This is a genomic window from Streptomyces sp. NPDC054770 (genome assembly GCF_053611985.1).
Window position 1 is genome coordinate 1 of sequence record NZ_JBSHBL010000002.1, and the last position, 19,245, is coordinate 19,245.

Genomic DNA, 19,245 nt, shown 5'->3' on the forward strand with positions numbered 1-19,245 from the left:
GAGGCCCTGTTTGTATGCGCCCAGCGCCCCGCGACCACCCGATCGGGACTCCCGTTCGATGCGCATCTCTCAAGATCGAAAAGACAACAGCTTCTTAGCGTCGCGTCTGCCTGGGCGAGAGCGCTGGTCCCGTACGCTTCCAGCGCGGCTAGGGTCTTGGTGAGGACCCCGGAAGCGTGTCGGTGCTCTGTAAACAGGTCGAGGAACCGTTGGTAGATCTCGCCGCGACCGGCCGGGAGCGGCTGGTCGGGGTGCTTAGCGTGCAGCTGGCAGAGCATGGCAGCCATGAGCGGGATACGGGCCAGACCGGTCAGATGGGAGCCCAGGTCTGTGGTGAACCGGTCAGCTGCTTGGTCTGGTTCGGGCAGCTTGAGAGCGTGGAACCAGTTACGGACGACCTGTTGCAGATCGTTGGGACTGAAGGGTTGCAGTTCGTGGCGGGGCACCTGGCCCAACCTGCCGAGTTCTTCGTCGGGCAGTGGGCGGGTGGCCACGATGAACCGGTACTGCGAACCGTGCTTGCCCCTGATGATGGCAGCCAGTTTGTCCAGGACCAGTTGGCGGGTCTTCGAGTCGAAGATCTCGTCTAGGCCGTCGACCAGGATCAGCCACGGCACACCCGGGAGCGGCTGTTGGTGGAAGAACGCGGCGGGCAATTCCTCCATCAGCCCAAAGTTGCTCAGCTCAGAGGTGACGGCCTTGGAGAGCGCTTCCGGCAGCACGCCCTCGGCGAGGGCGGCGGCCGATATCAGGACCGGGATCGCGATGACGTTCTCCCCGGACTGCACGCGTTCAAGCATCTCGACCAGGTGAGTCCGCAGCAGGCTGGACTTGCCCCCGCCGGGTCCGGCGAACACCACGCACGTTTCGCCCCGCGCCATGACCTCGCTGGTCGGCAGTGGCGCTGCAGCCGTCGCCAGCGGCTGATTGGCGCCGGTGTGGTTCGGGGTGTGGGAGAGGACCTGCTGACGCAGGTAGACAGCGGTCAGCGGTGGAGTGATACCAGGCAGGACCCCGGCATAGGGGTGTGCGCGTGCCGCGTCGACGGCGACCGTCAGATACCTCTCGAGCGCTTGTGCTGACACGTCCAGTAAGGCTTGCGGGTCAAGGTCACAGTCGAGCGCCTTTTCTAGCCGCTCACGTTCGGCCCGTCCCAGCTTCTCGACCCAGCGGTCCACCCGGCTGGCAGCCAGGCTGCCCAACCCCTCGTCGCCATGGTGCTCGCCGATGACGCCGATGATCCGGCCACCGCTGAACACAGCCGCGCCGGACATACCCGCCCAAGGGTCCGGCGGGGCCATGCTCGCTTCTTTGCTATGAGGCTCGGCGGGCGGGTCGACCTTCAACTCAAGCGTGCCCTGACGACGGTTGGAAAGTACAGAGCAGGTGGCGGGCACGTGTGCGGAGTCGCGGTAGCTCCTGCCCTCCGTATTCTTTCGCAGTTTGAAGCGGGGAAAGCCCATGGCGCGGCAGTGCAGCACTGTGTCGCGTTCGCCGATCCGGCCGAAGCGGACGGGCTCCACCTCGCTCATTCCCGGCATGTCGGGCACGGTGAGCACGGCAATGTCGATCCCAGCATCCGCCCACTCGAGCGTGGCCGCGATCGACCGCTCGCCTGGCCGGTTGGCGTTGAACCGGACCTGGATTCCGGTCGCGTCCGCGACCACGTGGGCGGCTGTCAGTACCCGGCCTGCAGCCACAAGGTAGCCAGAACCGCGGCGGCCGCCGCCGATCGGGAGGCTGACGATGACTTCGCCGACACGCTCGACCTGAAGCCACGAGGAGCCGTTCATACTCCGGTCAGACCTCCCCGTCGACCTCATTACCAGCGATCAGGGCGGTCCCGCGTGTCCCATCCGGCGCGATCAGATGCGGCTGCAGGGTGAGCTTGATCCGTTGTGTCTGCGACGTGTTCTGCTTCCCTGTGCCGCCTGCTTCGACCACCAAGAAGCGGATCTTGCCGCTCGCCCCGGCCTCACGGTCCACCGCCACGGTCGCCTCGATCTCCACGGGGCCGAGCTCGAAGCGGAGCGGGGTGGTCGATCCGTCCGCCATCGAGGCGTACAACTCCTGCCGCAACTGCCGGACCAATTCGGACAGTTCGATCATGTGCTGTTCCCTCGCTTCTGTGCCGGACCGACATCCTACGCAGCCGTCCGCCAGCAGTCGGTGCGTGCGGCGGCGAACATCCCTCGCTCCAGGTCCGGCTGGGACGGCGAGAAGAAGGTGGGCGGCCGCAAGCGGCGTACAAATCCTAGGGAATCTTGACAAACTTGATTCCGCATAATCGCCAGTTCGTCGTTGTGGAGGGCGAAGCCGTGGTTGAGGAGGGGGCGAGGGCGGGATCGCCGGTGAAGGTGCAGTCGGCGAGGTAGAGCGGGGAGACGTACAGGTCCCCGTCGGGCATGGAGGTCGGCATGGTGGTCTCCAAGGCTAAGGGGGAGGGTTAGCGCTGCCGTCGGGAGCCGACGTGCATGGCGAGCGTGGTCGGCGCGGACAGGGACGAAGGCGTGTGGATCGCCGGGGCGCGGGTGCTGCGGGCGAGCGCCGCTGCGGCGCGAGGGCCCGGCCTGGCTATGTCTGCGTGGGTGATCGAGACCAGGGACCGGTGGCGGTCGGGAATCTGGTCCAGGACACGCAGGACAGGGGTGGGGTCCGTGAACGCGGCGGCGGAGGCCGTGATGAGGTGCTGCGGGGTGTACCGGCTGAAGAAGGCCCGCCAGCTCGGCGTGTACACGGGGTCGGGGCCGGCGGACATGCGCCACGTCGACTTCTCGGGCGTGAGCAGCTCGTCGTACTCGTGCAGCCAGCCGTCGGCCATCTGATAGGCGGCGTGGCCGTCGGGGGAGACCGTACGGAACGGCCGGGTGCCACGTACAGCCTCCCACCGGTGTCGCGCGGTGAGGGACGCGGGGCTGATACCTGTGTAGTGCGGGCCTCCGCTGAGGTAGTCGGCGAAGTTGTTGTGCAGTCCGTCGACGAGGATCTCGGTGAAGGCGGCCACGATCTCGTTGGGCGTGTTCCGGTCGAACGTGGTGATCCAGTCGGGCACGCCGAGCGGGTCTTCGGCGTAGGTGATGGTCCACCCGCCGTAGAAGCTCTCCAGGGCGTTGGCGACGCGTACGCGCTGGCATGGGCTCGTGTAGTAGGTGTCGGTGCCGAAGGCGATGGTCTTGGCCCAACCGGGGGCGTGGTCGAGGGTGTCGAAGATGCTGCGGCTGTCGCCGGGACCGGCTAGGTAGCCGGGGCTGACCAGGACATTCGAATGCGGGGCGAGGGCAGGCGGAGCGGGGCTGGGCATGAGAGGGCCTTCGGGTGGTGGGGCACGGGCGGCTGAGCGGCCCGTGTGAGGGCGCGAGGGCGCGGTCGCGCGGAGGGGTCTGGCCGTGGGCACTGGAGTCACCTGGTTCGGGATGGGTGGGAGAGCGCGGTGACGTACGCAGGCACGTGTGGCTGCGAGTCGGGGACGTGCGAGAACAACTCGGGAGATGCCGCGGGACTGCGGCGCGTAGCCGCGCTCGCCTGTACGGCCAGCTGTGCTGGCGGGCTGAGTTGGGTGGGGCGAGTTGTCGTTGGGTGTGCCTTGCGGGCGAACTCCGCGAGTTCTGCGTACACCGGTGTGAGCCCCCGGGCCGCGGACGTCAGGGTGTACTCGGAGCCTCGACCGGAGAAGGGGCTCCTGCGGGGGATGAGCTGGTCGGTCTGGAGCTGCGTGATGCGGTAGTGGAAGGAGCCGGTGGCGAGTGCGGCTTCGGTTCGCAGCGCACCGTTGGGAAGGGGGCCGTGCTGCGCGAGGGCGTGGAGGAGGGGGATCGTGCCCTTCCCGCGGAGCTGGCCGAGGGAGTCTTCTACGCGTTCCGCCTCCGCGAGTGACGCCGTGCCGTCAGCGAGGTGGTTCCGGTGCCAGGCCGAGAGCGCACGGTGGACGTGTCGGGTGTCGCGGGCGAGCGGTGTGAGGTCGTACACCCCGACCTGGGGCCGGTCCCGGAGGCCGCTCGTCTGCATGCGGCGCACGATCTGGGCCATGGCGTGGACGCCTACCCAGGGAAGTGCGGAGTTGATGTCGGCGAGTCGCATGGGGCCGTGCTGCTGGATGGTCTGCAGGGTCCAGGTGGTCCAGTGGGGTGAGAGGAGGGCGACGGCCTGGTCGACGAGTTCGGTGCGACGGGTGGGTGCGGTGGAGAGGGCGGGCACGGTGGGGTTCTCCGAAGGGTGGTTGAGCGCCGTCAGCGGGACCGCGCGGCGCGTGACGACGCGGTGCGGTTCGTGACGGCGGTCGTTGCCGCAGGCTGCTGGGTTGTGGTGGCCGGTCGTCCGGCGCGGTACTGGGGGGAGCGGGCCCTGGCGGCTTGGGCTCGCCGGCCGTGCGGGGACGTGGCGGTGGCCGTCCGTTCGCGCTCCAGCCGGAGTGCCGCGGTGCGGTAGGCGGCCTGGTCCTGGCGTTCGCCGACCGCGAGGAGGTAGATCTCCCGTTTGTGCCGGGAGGAGGCGGGAGCGTCCCGGTACTGGATGACCAGCCGCCAGCGGGTCTCCGGGTCGACGTAGACCTTGTGGCAGCCCGTCAGTTCGCGCTGGAGGGCGGCGCCGCGTTCGTTGCCGTGGACCAGGTGCTGCAGTTCGAGCAGGGCCAGGTCGCGGATGTTCTCCGGTACGGCGCGCAGGTCGGCCAGTGCCTCGGGATGGGCGGCGAAGGCGTACCGTGCCCGGCTCATCGCGCGCTCCGTCGGGAGTGTGTCGGAGCAGGTTCCGTTGATGGCGGTGGGGAGACGGGCGCGGGAGCTACGGCGAGGCCGTCACCGTTGATCGTGGAGCGAGCGCGGGCGGCTGCCGCCCGGCGGCCTACGGCGTGCGGTGGGGCGGGTGCGAGAGGGAGCGGCGAGTTCCGCTCCACCACCCACGTGTCCGCCTCCTCGGCGCTGGCGAAGACGCCCTCCCGGACGGTGTAGGTGCGCATGTCTTTGGTCGTCTCTTCGAGAAAGAGGCGGTACGGCGCAGCTGAGGACTCGGGGTGCCTGTCGTGGACGAGGGTGCGTACCTCGACGCCGACGTCGAAGGAGCACGGGTTGTCGGTGTAGTGGTCGAGGACCTCGTACCGGTTGCCGGGGTTGGTGCGGAGCAGGTCCTCAAGGCGTGCCGTGAGGGCGTCGGCGGGACGGGGCCCGTGGCCGTGGGACACCTCGGCCGCTTCCTGTGGGCAGCCCCGGCGGATCAGCCAGTGCTGCGCCAGCGGAATGACCGGGTGGCGCTCGGACGCGAAGTCGAACGTGCGCTGCTCGACGTCCCGGGTGATGTGCAGCGTGACGTACTCCGCCGCCCCTGGGATGTCCCAGATCGCGGACCGGTCGTACAGCAGCAGGTAGCTGTCGCGGCCGTCGGCACTGTGGTGCTCGGAGAAGGGGACGAACATGTCGTCCGAGAGCGTGACGGAGAAGAAGTCGTCCGCGATCCGCTCGGTGGCGGCTTGGAAGCCGTCGAGCCGGTAGTCCGGCGCAGGGAGTTCGTACGCGTCGGCCATCTCAGACTCCGGCGGGCTCGGGGGAGGCCAGCAGCCGGTGGTGGGGGCGGGCCGCGCTCGTTGTGCAGGCTCCGAACGGGCCTTCCGGGATGCGGAGTTGGAGCAGAGCCGGATCGAGGTGATCGCGGTGCCAGGTGGAAGGGCCGGTGAGGCCGGCCTGGACGTCGGTGAGTTGCTGCCAGGCGAGCCAGAGGGCGTGGAGCCGGGCCACGGCCTCGGGGTGCTCCTGCCACTGACCGCACCACGGGCGGCCGGTGGTGATCTCCCGTCCGTAGACCGGCAGGAGCAGGTTGTGCACCCAGTTGGTCAGCGCGGCCAGTTCCTCGGCGTAGGCCTTGGCGCCGAGCGCCAGGATGAAGACGGAGACCGGGCCGCCGTCGGCGTCGCCTTCGGCCGGGGCGGAGGCCGATGCCGGGCTTTCGGGGTGCACGGGGTCGGCCGCTTCGCCGACGTCCTCGGACGGCTGGTCGTCGGTGAGTCGGGCGAGCGTCTCGTTCTGTTTGCGGCTCTCGGCGGTGAGCCGGGTGACCGTGGCGACGAGGTCGTCGAGGTCGTGGTCCGGTACGCGCACCGGCTCGTTCTCGTGGGCGGGTTCGGACATGGCTACCCCTGGTGCGAGTTCTGGTGGGTGGGGTGTCGAGGGTCCGGAGAAACGGGGGTTTGGCCCGGCCGGGAAACGGGTGTAGATGGCGCAGGTCAGTGCGGCGCACGATGGCGGCACACGGTCCGGGGCGGGGCCAGGATCCGCAGGGCGCGGGCCGCCTGCTGGGGCACGACTCCATTGCCCAGAGCGGTTAGTTGTGCGGGACGGCCCAGCCCGGGTGTGCCGGTCACCCAGCCGGGAGGAAGGCCTTGCATCCACTCCACGAACCGCGGGCTGAGGCGGCCCGCGTCGTCGGTCGGCCGGGGCGCGGGACGCGTGGCGGGCTCCCAGCGGGTGATCGCGGCGGAGTACGGCCCCCAGATCTCGGCCCGTCCTCCGTGGCCGACGGATCCCCGAACAACGGCGCCGACAGCGACCGCGTGAGCGGGGTCCCGTCCGTGGCACCCTTCCGCCGACCGGCCATGCGTGTGGGTGGAGCAGCCGGGGTGGGCCGCAGGCGCGCTGCCGCCGAGGGCAGGGTCAGGTCCCCATTGTCGTGGCGGTGGTTGGGCGAGCCCTTGGTGCCGTCCGAGGCCTTCGGGGTTGGCAGGAGCCACTCGACCTCGTCCGCCAGGTTCGGGCCGTGGCCGCCCTGCTTGCGTTTCGCCGGGTGCTGGCTGCCCCCGTTGACCCCCAGGTTGCTGGTCGGCGTCTTGAGCAGCGGTGATCCGTCCGGACGGCCAGGCGGCGAGGAAGATACGCTCTCGGCGGTGCGGGGCTCCGACATCAGAGGCGCGAAGCACACACCAGCGCGCATCGAACCCGAGGTCGGCCAGGGAGCCGAGTACGGTACCGAGTGCGCGCACAGCAGACTGGCCTGCGGTGTCTCCCAGACACCACGGGCAGGGTTCCACGTCGCCAGGGGAACCGGCGGGCGAGGTGAGGAGCCCCCGGACATTCTCGATCACCACCAGGCAGGGGTTGAGAGCTTCGATGGCACGGACGACGTGCAGCCACAGGCCGGACCGGGTGCCGTCAGCCAGTCCGGCGCGACGGCCGGCGACCGAGACGTCTTTGACAGGGGAACCCGGCCGTCAGGACGCACACCTCCGGGACTCCGGCCCAGTTCGCGGACGTGATGTCGCCGAGGTTTGGCACGGCCGGCCAGTGCCGGGACAGGATCCGGGCCGGTCCCGGATCGATCTCCGCATGCCAGGCGATCGTTCCGCCGATGACCGCCTGGACGCCGAGATCCAGACCGCCGTACCCGGAGCACAGGCTCCCGATCAACGGCGACATCTGGACCGAGGTCAGGTCAGCGGCCATGGCGGGGCGCCGGACTGTAGGCGAGCCGGACCGGACCTGGGGCGGGAGGCTCCACGGGCAGGCGGTAGATCGAGTTCGTCGGCCATGCCGAGCGGCTCAGGGCGGCAAGGACACGGGGCGGGGTGCCGTCGATCCGGTCGGCCGCGCGTCGCAGCGTGACGAACGTTTCCTGCAGCGCGTCCACCGTGAGGTCCAGCCGGTCCTGCGCTACGTCGAAGGCGTCCTGGCGGGCCTCGCGTCGATTCGCCGAGGCCGGGGCTTCCGCGTACCTGCGCAGGAACCCGAGCTGTTCGAAGGCCTCGGTGTAGTTGTTCATGGCACGTCCCACAGGGGCGGACGCGTCGGTGTAGGCGGCGATGACCGGGCCGAAGTCGAGTCCCGGGTCGCTGTCCGTGGCGCGGAAGAGGACCTCGTCCGACAGGTCCTTCACCAGCCCTGTCAGGGCGCGGAGATGATGGGACGCGGCGGCAAGGTCGGGCAGAGAGGTCTGCGTGTACGACCGCACGATGTCGGAACGGAGCATCTCGAACTCCCTTGCCAGGGCGTACAGTTCGTCCTTCTCCAGGCCCGCGCGGCCGGTGTGGTCGGTCATGACGGACTCCGATGGCTGTGTCGTTCGGGAAGCGCGGCGCAGGCGGCCTCGACCGGTACCGAGGGCGCGGGGGTGGCCGCGAGGCGGCTGCGGGCTCGGGCCGCGTCGATGCGGGCGGCGGGCGGCGACGCACCGGGGAGGCTGGCCGGCCGCCGCTGGGCGGGCTCGGATTCTGGTTCGTTCGCGAGGCGTAGGCGGCGGCGCACGTCGTCCAGTGGTCCGAGGGCGTGCAGGGCGTAGCTGATCAGCCGTCCCGGGGCCATGGACTCGTCGTCGGCGAGTGCGCGCACCTGCCGAGCGACGGCGGCGGCCGTGCGGACGAGCGAGGCCTGGACCACCTGCTCGCCGAAGTGCTCGGCCACACCGGAGAAGGACAGCGGATCGCAGATCCGCAGGACGCGTTCTGCGTCCAGTGTTCCGTCGGACAGTGCGCCCCGGCGCTGGGTTTCCCACAGCACGGTCAGCTGATCGATGGGTTCGCCTCGGTGATGCAGTGCGCCCAGGGCGCGGTAGATCTGCTGATGGCCGCTGTCCGCGAAGTCGCCGGGATGCAGCCAGCCGACGACGTCGAGCAGTTGCTCGGGCCGGGCGCTGATGCACCCGAGGAGGAACTCCTCGTCGGCGAGGACCTGTTCGTCGACAACTCGCGGCTGCTGTACTGGCGACGTGACCGGCTCCGGGGACGGCGCAGGTCGTGGCTCGGTGCCCCACCGGTGGGCGAGATCGGCGAGCACGTCGGCCAGGACCCGGGCATGGCGGACCGTCTCCTCGACCCCACGGCGGACGGCGTCGGCACGCGCGGCCTGGTGCAGGCGGATGGCGTGCTGGGTGACGCTGCGGTGGATGGCGCCCTCCAGGACCATCCGCCCGTAGACGGGCGCATGGGTGGGGCGCGGGCAGGCGGAGATCAAGGAGTGGGCGTACGACGCGGTGAGCCCACGGGTCCGGGTGCCGGCCTCCTGGACGGTGTCCGTCACCCAGGACAGCGGGATTGGGCCTCCGCTCTCGCCCGTCGTGGCTGGGTGGCCGTCGGCGTGGAGCCTGAGCATCGCGGCGTAGAGAGCGGCGTGTGCAGGACGGTGGAAGTGTTCGGGCCGCAGCCAGGGCGAGAGATGGTCGAGTTGGGAGGGGTCGAGGAAGACCGAACCCAGGACCGCTTGCTCGGCCTGGACGAGCGGCGTCACCGTCGCTCCCTCAGCGCGGACGTGCGCTCGGTACGCAGCTCTGCGACGGCACGGTCGGCGGCGGCCATGTCGGCGGCGAAGCGGTCAAGTTCGCCGGTGAAGACGGGGTCCGCAGCGCAAATGGTGCCGGTCGGGGTGACCAGCCACCATGCGCTGCCGCGGTGGACAGCGGGAGTGCCGGCGAGCCGCTCGGAAGGGCGGACGGATGCCCAGGTTGGAACGGGGTGGGACATGGGAGCACCTCAGGAAGAAGGGGAGGCCGAGCAGCGACTCGGGGATGCGGCGGGCTGTACTCCCGTGCGTCTCGTGCGCGCGACGCGCTGTTCCGGGGCGGTCATGCCACTGGGCCGAAGTCGTCGCGGTGCAGCTGCTTGGCCAGCGCACGCTCGGTGATGGCCGCGGTCGCCTGAGCGGAGGCGGCGCCGAGCCGCTCGGCGTCGGGCTCGCGGTACCAGGGCTTTAGGCCGAGGAGGGCGGGGCGCACGCCGGTGGCCAGCAGCAGCGCGGAACCCTTGGGCAGGGCCCGGATCGCGTCGGCCGGCAGCACGCGCTCCTGACGCATCGACACCGACGCGGACCTGCCCGACTCGCTTGTGGACACGGAGACGGTGCGTACGTCGTGGTCGCCGACGAGGCGGGAGAGCTTGTCCGCGAAGTCGGCGTCGTCGATGCCGGAGCCGACTAGTTTGATCGTCGCGGCGGACCAGAGGGCGTCCATGCCGGCCTCGCCCCAGACCCGTACGCCCTGACGGTAGGACTGCAGGATCGTGATCGGGATGACGCCGCGCGAGCCGAGGTGGGAGTAGAGGTCCGGGAGGTCGGAGATCTTGCAGACGTTGGCGGCCTCGTCGAGGATCGCGAGCAGTGGGGCGTCGAGGCGCCCGCCGTCGCGCTCGGCCTGGATGACGGCCGCGCGCATCACCGCGTCGGCGGCTGCGGCGATGATCGCCGAGGCGGAGCCGCCGCCGTCCTTCGACAGCAGGAACAGGGTGTCCTTGCTGGTCGCGAACGCCTCCGGCTTGAACTCCCGTACCTTCTCCAGGCCGTCGGGAGGGGTGGCCCAGGCGGCGATGCCCGGGTCGAGGAGGCAGCTGGCGTACTGCCGGGCGGTCTCGAAGATGCCATCGCGGGTCTCGATGGCTCCGGCCACGGTGCCCTGGAGCTGGGCGGCGACGCCGTCGAGGCCGGCGTCCTGCAGGAGGTCGATGGGAGTGCGGTCGGCGGGGGAGGCGAGCCAGGTCAGCACGTCGGTGATGGGCCGGTGGTCGCGGGCCGCCGCGAGGAACAGCGCGGTGAGGGTGTTGGCGGCGGCCGTGGACCAGAAGTCGCCCGCGCTCGACTCGTCCACGGAGGCGGTCACGAAGTGCCCGGCCAGCCGCCGGGCTCCGGCGAGATCGTGGGCGTCGGCGAGGATGTCCCACCACATGGTCCGCGGGGCGTGGGCGATCTGCTGCGGGTCCAGCGTCCACACCGTGCCCACCTGGGCGCGCTCGTCGAGCGTCGCCGTGAAGGCGTCGCGTGCCGCCTTGTTGGAGGTCAGCAGGACCGGGCCGGGGGCGCGCAGGATCGCGGGGATCGCGAGTCCGGAGGTCTTCCCGGAGCGGGGTGCCATGATCGCGAGGAGAACGTCCTCCCAGGAGGAGCGGACCTCGGTGGCACCTGGCTTCAGCGTGCCGAGGAGGACGCCGCGGTCGTCCGGGGCGACGGCTTTGGCCTTGGTGCCCTTCAGGCTGGGCCGCAGGTCGATGGCTTTGGCGGCGATCTTCTTGGGCAGCAGGTCGGCCAGGTCCCGTTGATCGGCCAGCCCGTTGGGGTTCCGGCGAACGCGCAGCCACAGCCGGGCGCAGAGGACGGCTGCCGTGGTGAGCGTGGCGGCGGGCAGCAGGTAGCAGCCGGTGAGGAGGGCGGGCCGGGCGAGATGCGGCCAGAGGAGTTCGGGATGCAGGAGCGCGTCGGTCGGCTGGAAGACGGCCCACGGATCGGAGCCGGCCACGGCGTTGGCGAGGTTGCCGAACAGCCAGGCCAGTGACCCTCCTGCCATACCGAGACCGGCGATGCAGATCAGGAGGTAGAGCAGAAAGTCGGTGCCGGTGGTGGTCGAGGGCGTACTGGTGCGCGGAGATGGCAAGACGGGATCCAGAGGGGTGCGGACCTACGGGTGGCTGCGGGGCGGCAAGTTGCTCTCGTGATCACGAGCGAGCTCCTGGTGGCTGCGGTTGTGAGCAGGAACGGCGGGGTGTCGGTCAGCGCGACCGACCAGGCCGGGGCGTGGTGGGAGGAGTTGCAGCGGGCTCTTCGGCGCCGGGCGCGGTTCCGGTGTGCGGGCGTGGGGCGGTCGCGTAATACCTGGCAACGCCTTCCTGCCAGCCCTGCTTCCGGGGCGACCCGAGCGCCCGCATCTGGTGGCCGGCGCCGCGCACGTCCTCGGCGAGGGAGGTGAGCGTGGCGGCGGCGTCCTCGCAGAGGTGGGACAGGTCCCAACCGGCATGGGTGTCGGCGACGTTGGCCTGTACGGCCGCGGCCTCGAAGAACTCACCGAGGCGGACGAGGACACCGTCGTCCGGGGCCACGACGTGCTCGACGAGGTCGGCCGCCCCCTCGTATGTCTCGGCTCCGTTGAGCCGGTCCGTCAGGGAGAGGATCTGCTGCCCGTAAACGCGTGTGCCCAGGGGATCGGTGGGCGTAGTGATCCGGGTGACGTCCAGGCCGGGATCGAGTTCGACCCGGTAGCCGACCACGGTGAGCATCCGGGCGGCATGGCTGGCCATCTGGTTCTCGCGCTTCTCACCCATGTCCCAGGGCAGGCGGTACCAGAAGGAGAGCGGGGCGGTCTCGATGACGAAGCCGGCGCGCTTGAGGAGTGTGAAGGCCAGTTCGTCCCCGCCCTCGGCGGTGACGTTGCCGGTCGGCTCACGGGTGATGACGACATCGGGCGTGGTGGACATGGGTGCCTCCGCGGGCGGGTCAGAAGTGAGAGTTCTCGGTGGGCCGGTCGCCCTCGGTGGCGGCGGCCAGCAGCTCGGGCAGGTCGCCGGGATCGGCGTCGCGCTGGTCCAGCCACCACCCGGCACGCGTCAGGGGCCGCACGGTGTCCTCGATGGCCACCCACTCCGCTTCGCTGGTGGTGCCTTCGAGGACCAAGGCGGTGTACGCGGTGGCCATGAGCTGGTGGCGGCAGCGGGTTCCCCAGGCGATGGCGCGGTCGGTGCCCTCCAGCGGGGGCATCCGGTACAGCGTCGACCATTCCTCGGCCTCGGCCTGCTCGGCGGCCCGCTTCTTCGCCAGCCAGTCGGCCTTAAACCCGGTGTCCTCGCTCTGGGTGGCGCGCCAGCAGTCGGTGCAGTCGCGCTCGGCGAGCCAGCGGGCGTAGCTGGCACGCCGGTCGGCCGGACGGTCGGACAGATCGGCTTGAGCGGTGTCCCCGCAAGCGTGGTTGATGGTCCAGATCTTCTTGACGGCCATGAGCCGGACTCCTTCGCGGAATCGAGAGGAAGGTCAGCGCGTACGGTGGCGGCTGGACGGGCTAGCCGGTGAACGGGCTGCTTCATCCGGGGAGTTGGGCAGGGAGGTCGGACGGCTTGGGGAGGATGCGCGAGCGGCGCGGGCACGGGCGGTGTGCGTGACCGACGGGAGCTCGTACCGGGGCAGCAGTGGTACGTCGGCCAGGGGCGGGGCGCCTTCCGGAGTCAGGTCCGGCATGACCGCCAGGTCGAGCTGGGCGGTGACGAGCTGATCGCCGAGGAACGCGACGTGGTGGGCGATGGTGCGCAGGTGCTGGCCCAGCTCGCGGCCGGTGGAGGTGTCCAGCCGATCGCACCAGGCGGCGGCCGTGTCGATGAACTCCTCCAAGTCGCCGACGACGCCGTGATGTTCGTCCAGGATCTGTTCCAGGACGTCGGCGACATCGGCCGAGCGGCGCAGCTCGTGCAGTTCCCCGGTCAGGGCGGTCAGCGACTGCCCGGGCAGCGTCTGGCGTTCGGGCACCCCGTCCGGCGCTGGGATCGGCGGCAGCATGATGCGGGGATCGGCGGCGACCGAGAGGCCGACGTCCTGGAACTCGCGGCTGGCACGCGCCACGGCCCGCACCGCCGCGTTGTGCGGGGTGTCGGCGGACAGCACGTAGAGATCGAGGGCACTGCTGTGGCGGAAGTGGTGCTCGCGTAGCACCTCGTCGAGGAACGGGTGATCGTCCGATATGGCGGCGACCACACCGAACTCCGGGTGGACACCGAAGGCGACGTCGGGTTCGAGTTGCGGTTTCATGCGGGAGATTCCCTTCGGGTTCGGATGACCTAGCGGGCGCGGATCGGCTGCCGGGGTGCCTGGGCGGGATGGAAGGCGACTGTGACGTCGGGCCGCTGCGGTACCGAAGTGCTCGCGCGCGCTGGGGAGATGGCGGTGGCTGCCGCCTGAGCCCGGCGCTGCCAGGTCGCCGGAGTCGGATCGGGACGTCCGTTGCCGCGGATGTAGGAGAACGCGTCGAACGCGAGGGCCGTGCTGTCCAGCCGCGTTTCGACGTACCGCAGATCGCCCTCACCGTGCAGCAGCACCCCCTCGCCGGTGCGTGTGTCGGCGCCGACCGCGCGCAACGTGCCGTCCGGATCGCGGACCTGGTCGTGCACGACGATCCGGGCGGCCCGGATGTCGGCATCGAGTGCGCGGGCGGAGGCGAAGACCGCCTCCCTGCCGCCGAGGACCTCCGCGACAGGGCTGTTCTCCGACTCCTCGAAGAGATCTCGACCGGGATCGGGCCGTGTGGCGGGCTTGAGGTCGTACGCGGCATCGGAGGTGACGCTGTAACGCGCGGCGCGCAATGACTGGACCGCCAGCTGTCCGCGCCGCGTCAGGTCGTGGTCCGGCTCGGTCAGCACGTAAAGGCGGCTGCCCGGCAGTCGCTCGAAGCCGACCCGCCGCAGCAGGTGATCGGCGACGTGGTGGTCGTGGGACAGCGCGGCGACGACGCCGTACTGGGTGTGGTGGGCGACGGTGATGTGCGGGCGTGTTTCCGCCACGAGAGGTGCACCTCGCAGAGGTCGGGGCCATGCGGAGGACGAGGATGTGGCCCGAAGACGGATTTGGCGGGGCCGGGGAAACTGCGCTAGCGGGATCGGCGTACGCGATCGTGTGCGAGGAGGCCGGACTGCGCCGCAGCGGCGGACCCCGTCGCTGGCGCGGCGCGATGGCGGTTCGCGTGCGGGGATCGGGCACGGGCGGCCTGGGCCTGCGCGGACTGCTGCGACTGTTCAGGTCGGCCGCGCAGGGCTCGCTCGGCTCGTGCCATCTCGACAAGCACGCCGCCGCTCTCCATCCAGGTCAGGGCGTAGTGTCAGCCCTCGGCATCGCGCTCGGCGACAGCCTTCGCGAACGCGGCCTCGGCGCGGGGGTGACCCGGCACGAGCACACCGGTGACGAACTCGAAGTCGGCCTGGACACGCGCGCCGCCCTCCAAAGCCTCGCGCAGCAGTCGCAGCCGGTACGCCCACCGCCCATCCATACGATCCTGCGGCTCCAGGATCGGGAGCGTCTCCACGGCGTGGGCGACCAGGGCGGGACCGTGGTCGAAGAAGGGAGCGAACACAGCCCACATCTCCGCGTCTCGCCGCTGCTGGCGCAGGTCGTAGCGCTCGTCGAGGGGCCAGTGATCGGCGTCGCACAGGCTGTCGGAGATCGCGTCCCATTCGGCGAGGACCCGCTCGCCGGCAACTACCGCGACGGCGACCTGTTCGATGCGTGCCTCACGCACGGCTTGCGCGTAGCGGGGAAGCAGCCGGTCGGCCACCGCTGAGGCCGCGCGCGCCGGGTCCGCGTCGACGACGATGCCGTGGGGTGCCTTCACCCGGTCCTCGACGTCACCGCCGCTGGGCTGCAAGGTGGCGACCAGGAACTCCCGTGTGCGCCGTGGACGGTCGACGACGACCAGCTCGCAACCGGTGTCGCAGGTGAGCACGGCGCTCCGGGACAGCACGAACTGCTCGAAGGCCCACCGCACATGCCCGAGGACCCAGAGCCGATCCGCGGGCGGGAACTGATCGGCGTATGCGGCGTGCTCCTGGGCGACGACGGTCCAGGAGCCGGGCAGCCGGGCGGCGAGACCCTGGGCGAACGCGGCAAGGTCCGCGCGCTTGTTGCTCCTGCGAGCCGCGGCGGAGGCCCGGTGTTCTGAGGCTGACGCGCCGGAACGAGACACAGACGAGGTGGCCTCGTACGTCGTCTGTGTCCGTTCAGCCATGACGGAGAGCCGATGCGCTGGGAGGCGGAGCCTGGCGGGCGTCGCGCCGCCGAAATTCATCAAGGACGCCGAAGGGGCCCGTGGCCAGGGGGATATGGCCGTGAGAGGCGTTGGCCGCGGTAGCGCGGAGGTAGCGCTGGACAAGCCGATGCACCACGCGGCGGATCTTGTACTGCTGAGGCATGAGGGCGGAGTTCCTAGGAGCACTCTGAGCGGGAAGAATGTGGGGGCTGAGACGTGGCACCGGCCCCCCGAGCGGGATTGATCAAGGACGAGTGATCGCGCCCATCCGAGCGTCCGTGTCGAACAGCTCGCGCTCCTGCGGATGCAAAAGATGTTGGGTAATGAACGACCGGCCTGCCACCTTCCACAGGCCTCGCCCCTTGGTGAGCGCGGAGACCGCCTGCGTCTCGACCCCGGTGAGCCCCAACAGGGAAGCCGTGGAAGCGAGTTGGTCGGCTTCCTGGCGGTAGATGATCCGGGTCGAGCAGTCGGTGAGCAGGCCCTCGGCCAGGGCTCGGCCCCGGGAACCGGCATCACCGGCGGCCAGCAGGTCGCTGAGGCGGTGGATGACCATCAGGTTCGCGATGCCCAGGCCGCGGGAGAGCTTCCACTGGCTCTGCATCCGTTCCAGCAGGGCGACGTGCCGCATCACGCGCCACGCCTCGTCGTAGATCACCCAGCGCTGTCCTCCGGAGGGGTCGGCGAGGGCGGACTCCATCCAGGCCGAGGCGCAGGTCATCGCCAGGACAAGCGCGGTGTCATCCCCCGCGCCGCCGAGGCGGGACAGGTCGATGGACAGCATCGGCGCGCCCGGGTCGAACGCCACGGTGCTCGGTGCGTCGAACATCCCCGCCAGGTCGCCGTGCACGAGCCGGCGCAGTGCGTGGGCGAGGTCCTCGGCGGCATGCCCGAGGTGGCCGGACAACTCGCCGAGCGCGGCATCGAGCCGCTCGGGGAAACCAAGGACATGGGCGACCTCGCCCAGCAGCGGCGTGGTGCCGTTGGCCTCGGCGTGGGCGACGACCTGGTCGAGCGCCACGTCGAGAGCGGTGTGCTCCATGGGGTGCAGCTCGCGCCCCAGGACCGTCTTCGCGAGCGAGCCGAGCAGCAGAAGGCGCCGCTTACGGACCTCGCCCGTCCAGTCGTCCTCACTGACGCCATACGGCCGGCCGGGCGCGTCCAGGGGATTCAGGCGTCCGGGCAGACCTGGGCCGAGCGCGATGGTCTGCCCGCCCAGCCCCTGGGCGACGACAGTCCACTCGCCCTTCGGGTCGCACGGCACGTAGATCCGGTATCCGAAGGCCACCGCGCGCACCGCGAGGGACTTGGCCAGGGCGGACTTGCCCATGCCGATGACCCCGGCCAGCAGGATGTTGGGATTGGTGAAGCCATCGAGATGCCCGTACAAGGCGAACGGGTCGTACGTGAACGCCGCTTCCGCGTGCACGTCGCGGCCGATGTAGATCCCCTGGGCGCCGAGGCCGCCCTCGGCGAGGAAGGGATAGGCCCCGGACGCGGTGGCCGTCGTCATCCGGTGGGCGGGCAGCTTGAGACGGCCGCCGCGGGCGGAGGCCGGGCCCGGTCGACCGGCGGCCGGGTAGGTGGCCCGCAGCTCGGGGTCCAGACCGGGCGCGGTGGAGGAGACTTTGGGGCGTGCGGCGTGCCGGGCCTGCTCCCGGGCGGCGGCGTACTGATGGCGGGCGGCGCGTGCCGTACGGCGGTCGCTCTTGCGCGGGACGAACAGCGGGCTGGCGCTGGCGCGGGTGGTACGAGTGGGCATGCGGGCGGTGCTCCTGGGAGTTCAGTGGCGGGTGAGCCCGGTGAGGGGGTCGCGCAGGTCGGCCGGGGTGTGGTCACGGCGGACGCGGGCGGCGGTGGCGAGGTGGCGCTGGCACACGGTGAGTTCGGGCGCGCCCTCAGGCCGCCGCGCTCGGCACGCGTCCCGGGAGGGGAGGCGGCCGGTGCCGGGGTGCGGGGCGGCGTGGAAGGCGGCGTGGAGGTGCTCGGCTGCCTGCCACAGCCGGATCCGGCACGCCCGAAGCTGGTCGCCCTCCGCCCTGGCCACCGGGGTGGTCCGGGCGGCGTGGGCATCGAGCAGCCCGTACAGCGCGATGACGTGGGCGTGCAGGGAGTCGAGTTCGGCACGGCCGGCGGCGATGGGGGCGACCGGAATGTTGATCGCCCGGTGGAAGTCGAGCGCGGCGGTGGCGAACGGGACGAAGTCCGGAGCCAGTTCGGGCAGGGGCTCGGTCGGCATGAGGGTGCCCTTCGGTAGAGCGCGAGACGGTGGTGCGGGTGCGTGCGCTACGGGCGGGCGAGGGGCAGGGCGGCGTTGGCGAAGGCCTCGGCCTGCTGCCAGGTCAGAAGGCGCAGGTCGACGAGGGCGGCGACGGCGGCCGTCTCGATCGCGGCGCAGGCGGCGTTGAGCTGCTCGTCGGTGTCGGCGCTCACGGTGAGCAGGCCGGTGAGGGCGACGTCGGCGTGGCCGGCGATCAGCTGGCGCTCGCGCTGCTTGATGTCGGCGTACTCGACCGAGTCCTCCTCGGAGTCGACCTGCCCCTTGCGCTGCCGCTCGGCGGCGTCCGCGATCACCGTGGCCTTGCGGCGCTGCACGTCCTTGAGCGCGGAGTCCAGGCCCTTGGGCTCGTACGTCAGCGAGAGGGTGCGGCGCACGCCGGAGGTGAACAGGAGCTGGTGCAGGAAACCGGGGGAGGTCTCGATGCGGGGCCAGTTCTCGATCCAGAACGCGGCGTGGTGGGCCGAGTCGGTCTGGATCCGGTCGGCCTTCTCGACCAGGACGACGGGGCCGCCGGCAGCGGGCTCGGCCTGCGCGCGGCCCGAATCGGACCACTGGTCCAGGGCGGCCGACGCCTTCGGGTCGTAGGCGGTACGGATGACGGCGGCGATCTCGGCCGCGTTCAGCCAGCCACTGGGCGCCAGGCCGGAGTTGCGGGCGGCCTGGTCGAAGGTGGAGGTGAGCTGGGCCAGGACGGCGAAGGCGCCGGTGAGTCCGCTGCCGGCCTGGTTGATCAGTCGGCGAGCGGCCTTCAGATCGAGGGCGAGCGCGACGTACGCCTCGTGCGGGGCGGCGGCCGGGCCAGCGGCGGCCAGCAGGTCGCGGTAGATCGGTCCGGCGAGGTGGGTCGCCTCGTCGCCGTGCTCGTGCCAGTAGCGGTTGAGCGCGTCGCCGGAATCGGGCACCGTGCGCTCCAGGACCTGGACCCGGGCGATGTGCCCGGTCCGCGACAGCGCCGCCAGTGTCCGCCCCCAGCCCGCCACGTTGCTGGACTGGGTGGCCGCGTCGAGCAGCGCGAAGGCACGCGACGAGACCTTCACGACAGCGGTGAGCGTGCCGTGATGCGCATCGTGCACCGCGCCGAACTGTCCGCGCGGGGCGGTGACCACGCGCAGGGACGCCGCCGTGCCCGGGAGATGGAGCAGGCCCTCGCGGCGCGGCCGGGCGGACGGCCGGGCGAGCCAGACCAGCTGGCCCCGGAAGCGACGCAGCATGTACCGAGCGGCGATGGGCGCCCAGTCGGCGAGGGACCGCCCACGATGGCGGACGTACACCGCTGCCAGAACGACCGCCCACAGCGGGATGAGTTTGAGCGCCCCGGTGACACCGGAGGTGAGCAGTACCGCGAGCAGCAGCAGCCCGGTGAGAGCGACGACGATCAGTTGGGGAGCCGACAGGCCGAGCAGGACACCGCGCCGCGAGCGATGCGGGAACTTCACGGTGGCCGGGCCGTCAGGCTGAGAGGTGTCGGAGAGCATGGCGAAGCCGTCCTTGGAACGGGAGAGCAAGAAACAGAA

Annotated in this window: 21 protein-coding genes; all 21 read right to left on the minus strand. The window is 71.0% G+C overall.

The annotated features are described in order from the left end of the window. Positions 1-1,793 (minus strand): trypsin-like peptidase domain-containing protein (locus ACWGKQ_RS02540; RefSeq protein ID WP_453290011.1); only part of this gene is annotated, 1,793 nt, incomplete at its 3' end. Positions 1,794-1,800: 7 nt separating this feature from the next. After that, complete coding sequence (locus ACWGKQ_RS02545; protein ID WP_453290012.1) at positions 1,801-2,109, minus strand: trypco2 family protein; 309 nt, start codon at positions 2,107-2,109, stop codon at positions 1,801-1,803. A 337-nt stretch (positions 2,110-2,446) separates the two neighbouring features. Then, positions 2,447-3,301, minus strand: a complete 855-nt coding sequence (locus ACWGKQ_RS02550; RefSeq protein WP_453290013.1) for a DUF317 domain-containing protein — start codon at positions 3,299-3,301, stop codon at positions 2,447-2,449. A gap of 98 nt (positions 3,302-3,399) precedes the next feature. Continuing rightward, the gene (locus ACWGKQ_RS02555; RefSeq protein WP_453290014.1) at positions 3,400-4,194 is read right to left on the minus strand and encodes a winged helix-turn-helix transcriptional regulator; all 795 of its coding nucleotides are present in this window, start codon (positions 4,192-4,194) and stop codon (positions 3,400-3,402) included. 32 nt (positions 4,195-4,226) lie between these two features. Further along, on the minus strand, positions 4,227-4,712 hold the full coding sequence (locus ACWGKQ_RS02560) for a hypothetical protein (protein ID WP_453290015.1): 486 nt from the start codon (positions 4,710-4,712) through the stop codon (positions 4,227-4,229). Next, positions 4,709-5,515: a hypothetical protein gene (locus tag ACWGKQ_RS02565; protein WP_453290016.1), complete on the minus strand. Its 807-nt coding sequence runs from the start codon at positions 5,513-5,515 to the stop codon at positions 4,709-4,711. Before ACWGKQ_RS02565 ends, ACWGKQ_RS02560 begins: the two co-directional genes overlap by 4 nt. A gap of 1 nt (position 5,516) precedes the next feature. After that, a complete protein-coding gene (locus ACWGKQ_RS02570) occupies positions 5,517-6,116 on the minus strand; it encodes a DUF4913 domain-containing protein (protein WP_453290017.1) in 600 nt (199 codons plus the stop codon). Between the two features lie 95 nt (positions 6,117-6,211). Then, positions 6,212-7,141 (minus strand): DNA cytosine methyltransferase, encoded by a 930-nt coding sequence (locus ACWGKQ_RS02575; RefSeq protein WP_453290265.1) that lies wholly within the window; start codon positions 7,139-7,141, stop codon positions 6,212-6,214. Next, positions 7,134-7,424 carry a DNA cytosine methyltransferase gene (locus ACWGKQ_RS02580; protein ID WP_365351051.1) on the minus strand — a complete coding sequence of 97 codons (291 nt, stop codon included), beginning with the start codon at positions 7,422-7,424 and terminating at the stop codon, positions 7,134-7,136. The genes ACWGKQ_RS02575 and ACWGKQ_RS02580 overlap by 8 nt, the downstream gene beginning before the upstream one ends. After that, positions 7,414-8,016: a hypothetical protein gene (locus ACWGKQ_RS02585; protein WP_453290018.1), complete on the minus strand. Its 603-nt coding sequence runs from the start codon at positions 8,014-8,016 to the stop codon at positions 7,414-7,416. The genes ACWGKQ_RS02580 and ACWGKQ_RS02585 overlap by 11 nt, the downstream gene beginning before the upstream one ends. Continuing rightward, positions 8,013-9,200, minus strand: a complete 1,188-nt coding sequence (locus tag ACWGKQ_RS02590; protein ID WP_453290019.1) for a DnaB-like helicase N-terminal domain-containing protein — start codon at positions 9,198-9,200, stop codon at positions 8,013-8,015. Before ACWGKQ_RS02590 ends, ACWGKQ_RS02585 begins: the two co-directional genes overlap by 4 nt. Continuing rightward, positions 9,197-9,433 (minus strand): hypothetical protein, encoded by a 237-nt coding sequence (locus ACWGKQ_RS02595; protein ID WP_453290020.1) that lies wholly within the window; start codon positions 9,431-9,433, stop codon positions 9,197-9,199. The genes ACWGKQ_RS02590 and ACWGKQ_RS02595 overlap by 4 nt, the downstream gene beginning before the upstream one ends. A 101-nt stretch (positions 9,434-9,534) precedes the next feature. Continuing rightward, a complete protein-coding gene (locus tag ACWGKQ_RS02600; protein ID WP_453290021.1) occupies positions 9,535-11,328 on the minus strand; it encodes a type IV secretory system conjugative DNA transfer family protein in 1,794 nt (597 codons plus the stop codon). Between the two features lie 115 nt (positions 11,329-11,443). After that, on the minus strand, positions 11,444-12,145 hold the full coding sequence (locus tag ACWGKQ_RS02605; RefSeq protein WP_453290022.1) for a hypothetical protein: 702 nt from the start codon (positions 12,143-12,145) through the stop codon (positions 11,444-11,446). A 19-nt stretch (positions 12,146-12,164) separates the two neighbouring features. Continuing rightward, positions 12,165-12,662 carry a hypothetical protein gene (locus tag ACWGKQ_RS02610; protein WP_453290023.1) on the minus strand — a complete coding sequence of 166 codons (498 nt, stop codon included), beginning with the start codon at positions 12,660-12,662 and terminating at the stop codon, positions 12,165-12,167. Between the two features lie 33 nt (positions 12,663-12,695). Next, positions 12,696-13,463, minus strand: coding sequence for a hypothetical protein (locus ACWGKQ_RS02615; RefSeq protein ID WP_453290024.1), 768 nt, complete (start codon positions 13,461-13,463; stop codon positions 12,696-12,698). Positions 13,464-13,492: 29 nt separating this feature from the next. Then, positions 13,493-14,212 (minus strand): hypothetical protein, encoded by a 720-nt coding sequence (locus ACWGKQ_RS02620; protein ID WP_453290025.1) that lies wholly within the window; start codon positions 14,210-14,212, stop codon positions 13,493-13,495. 314 nt (positions 14,213-14,526) lie between these two features. Beyond that, a complete protein-coding gene (locus ACWGKQ_RS02625; protein ID WP_453290026.1) occupies positions 14,527-15,429 on the minus strand; it encodes a hypothetical protein in 903 nt (300 codons plus the stop codon). Positions 15,430-15,694: 265 nt separating this feature from the next. Beyond that, positions 15,695-17,212: an ATP-binding protein gene (locus tag ACWGKQ_RS02630; protein ID WP_453290027.1), complete on the minus strand. Its 1,518-nt coding sequence runs from the start codon at positions 17,210-17,212 to the stop codon at positions 15,695-15,697. Positions 17,213-17,233: 21 nt separating this feature from the next. Further along, positions 17,234-17,689: a DUF6238 family protein gene (locus tag ACWGKQ_RS02635; protein WP_453290028.1), complete on the minus strand. Its 456-nt coding sequence runs from the start codon at positions 17,687-17,689 to the stop codon at positions 17,234-17,236. 47 nt (positions 17,690-17,736) lie between these two features. Beyond that, positions 17,737-19,206, minus strand: a complete 1,470-nt coding sequence (locus ACWGKQ_RS02640) for an SCO6880 family protein (protein ID WP_453290266.1) — start codon at positions 19,204-19,206, stop codon at positions 17,737-17,739. Between the last annotated feature and the right edge of the window lie 39 nt (positions 19,207-19,245).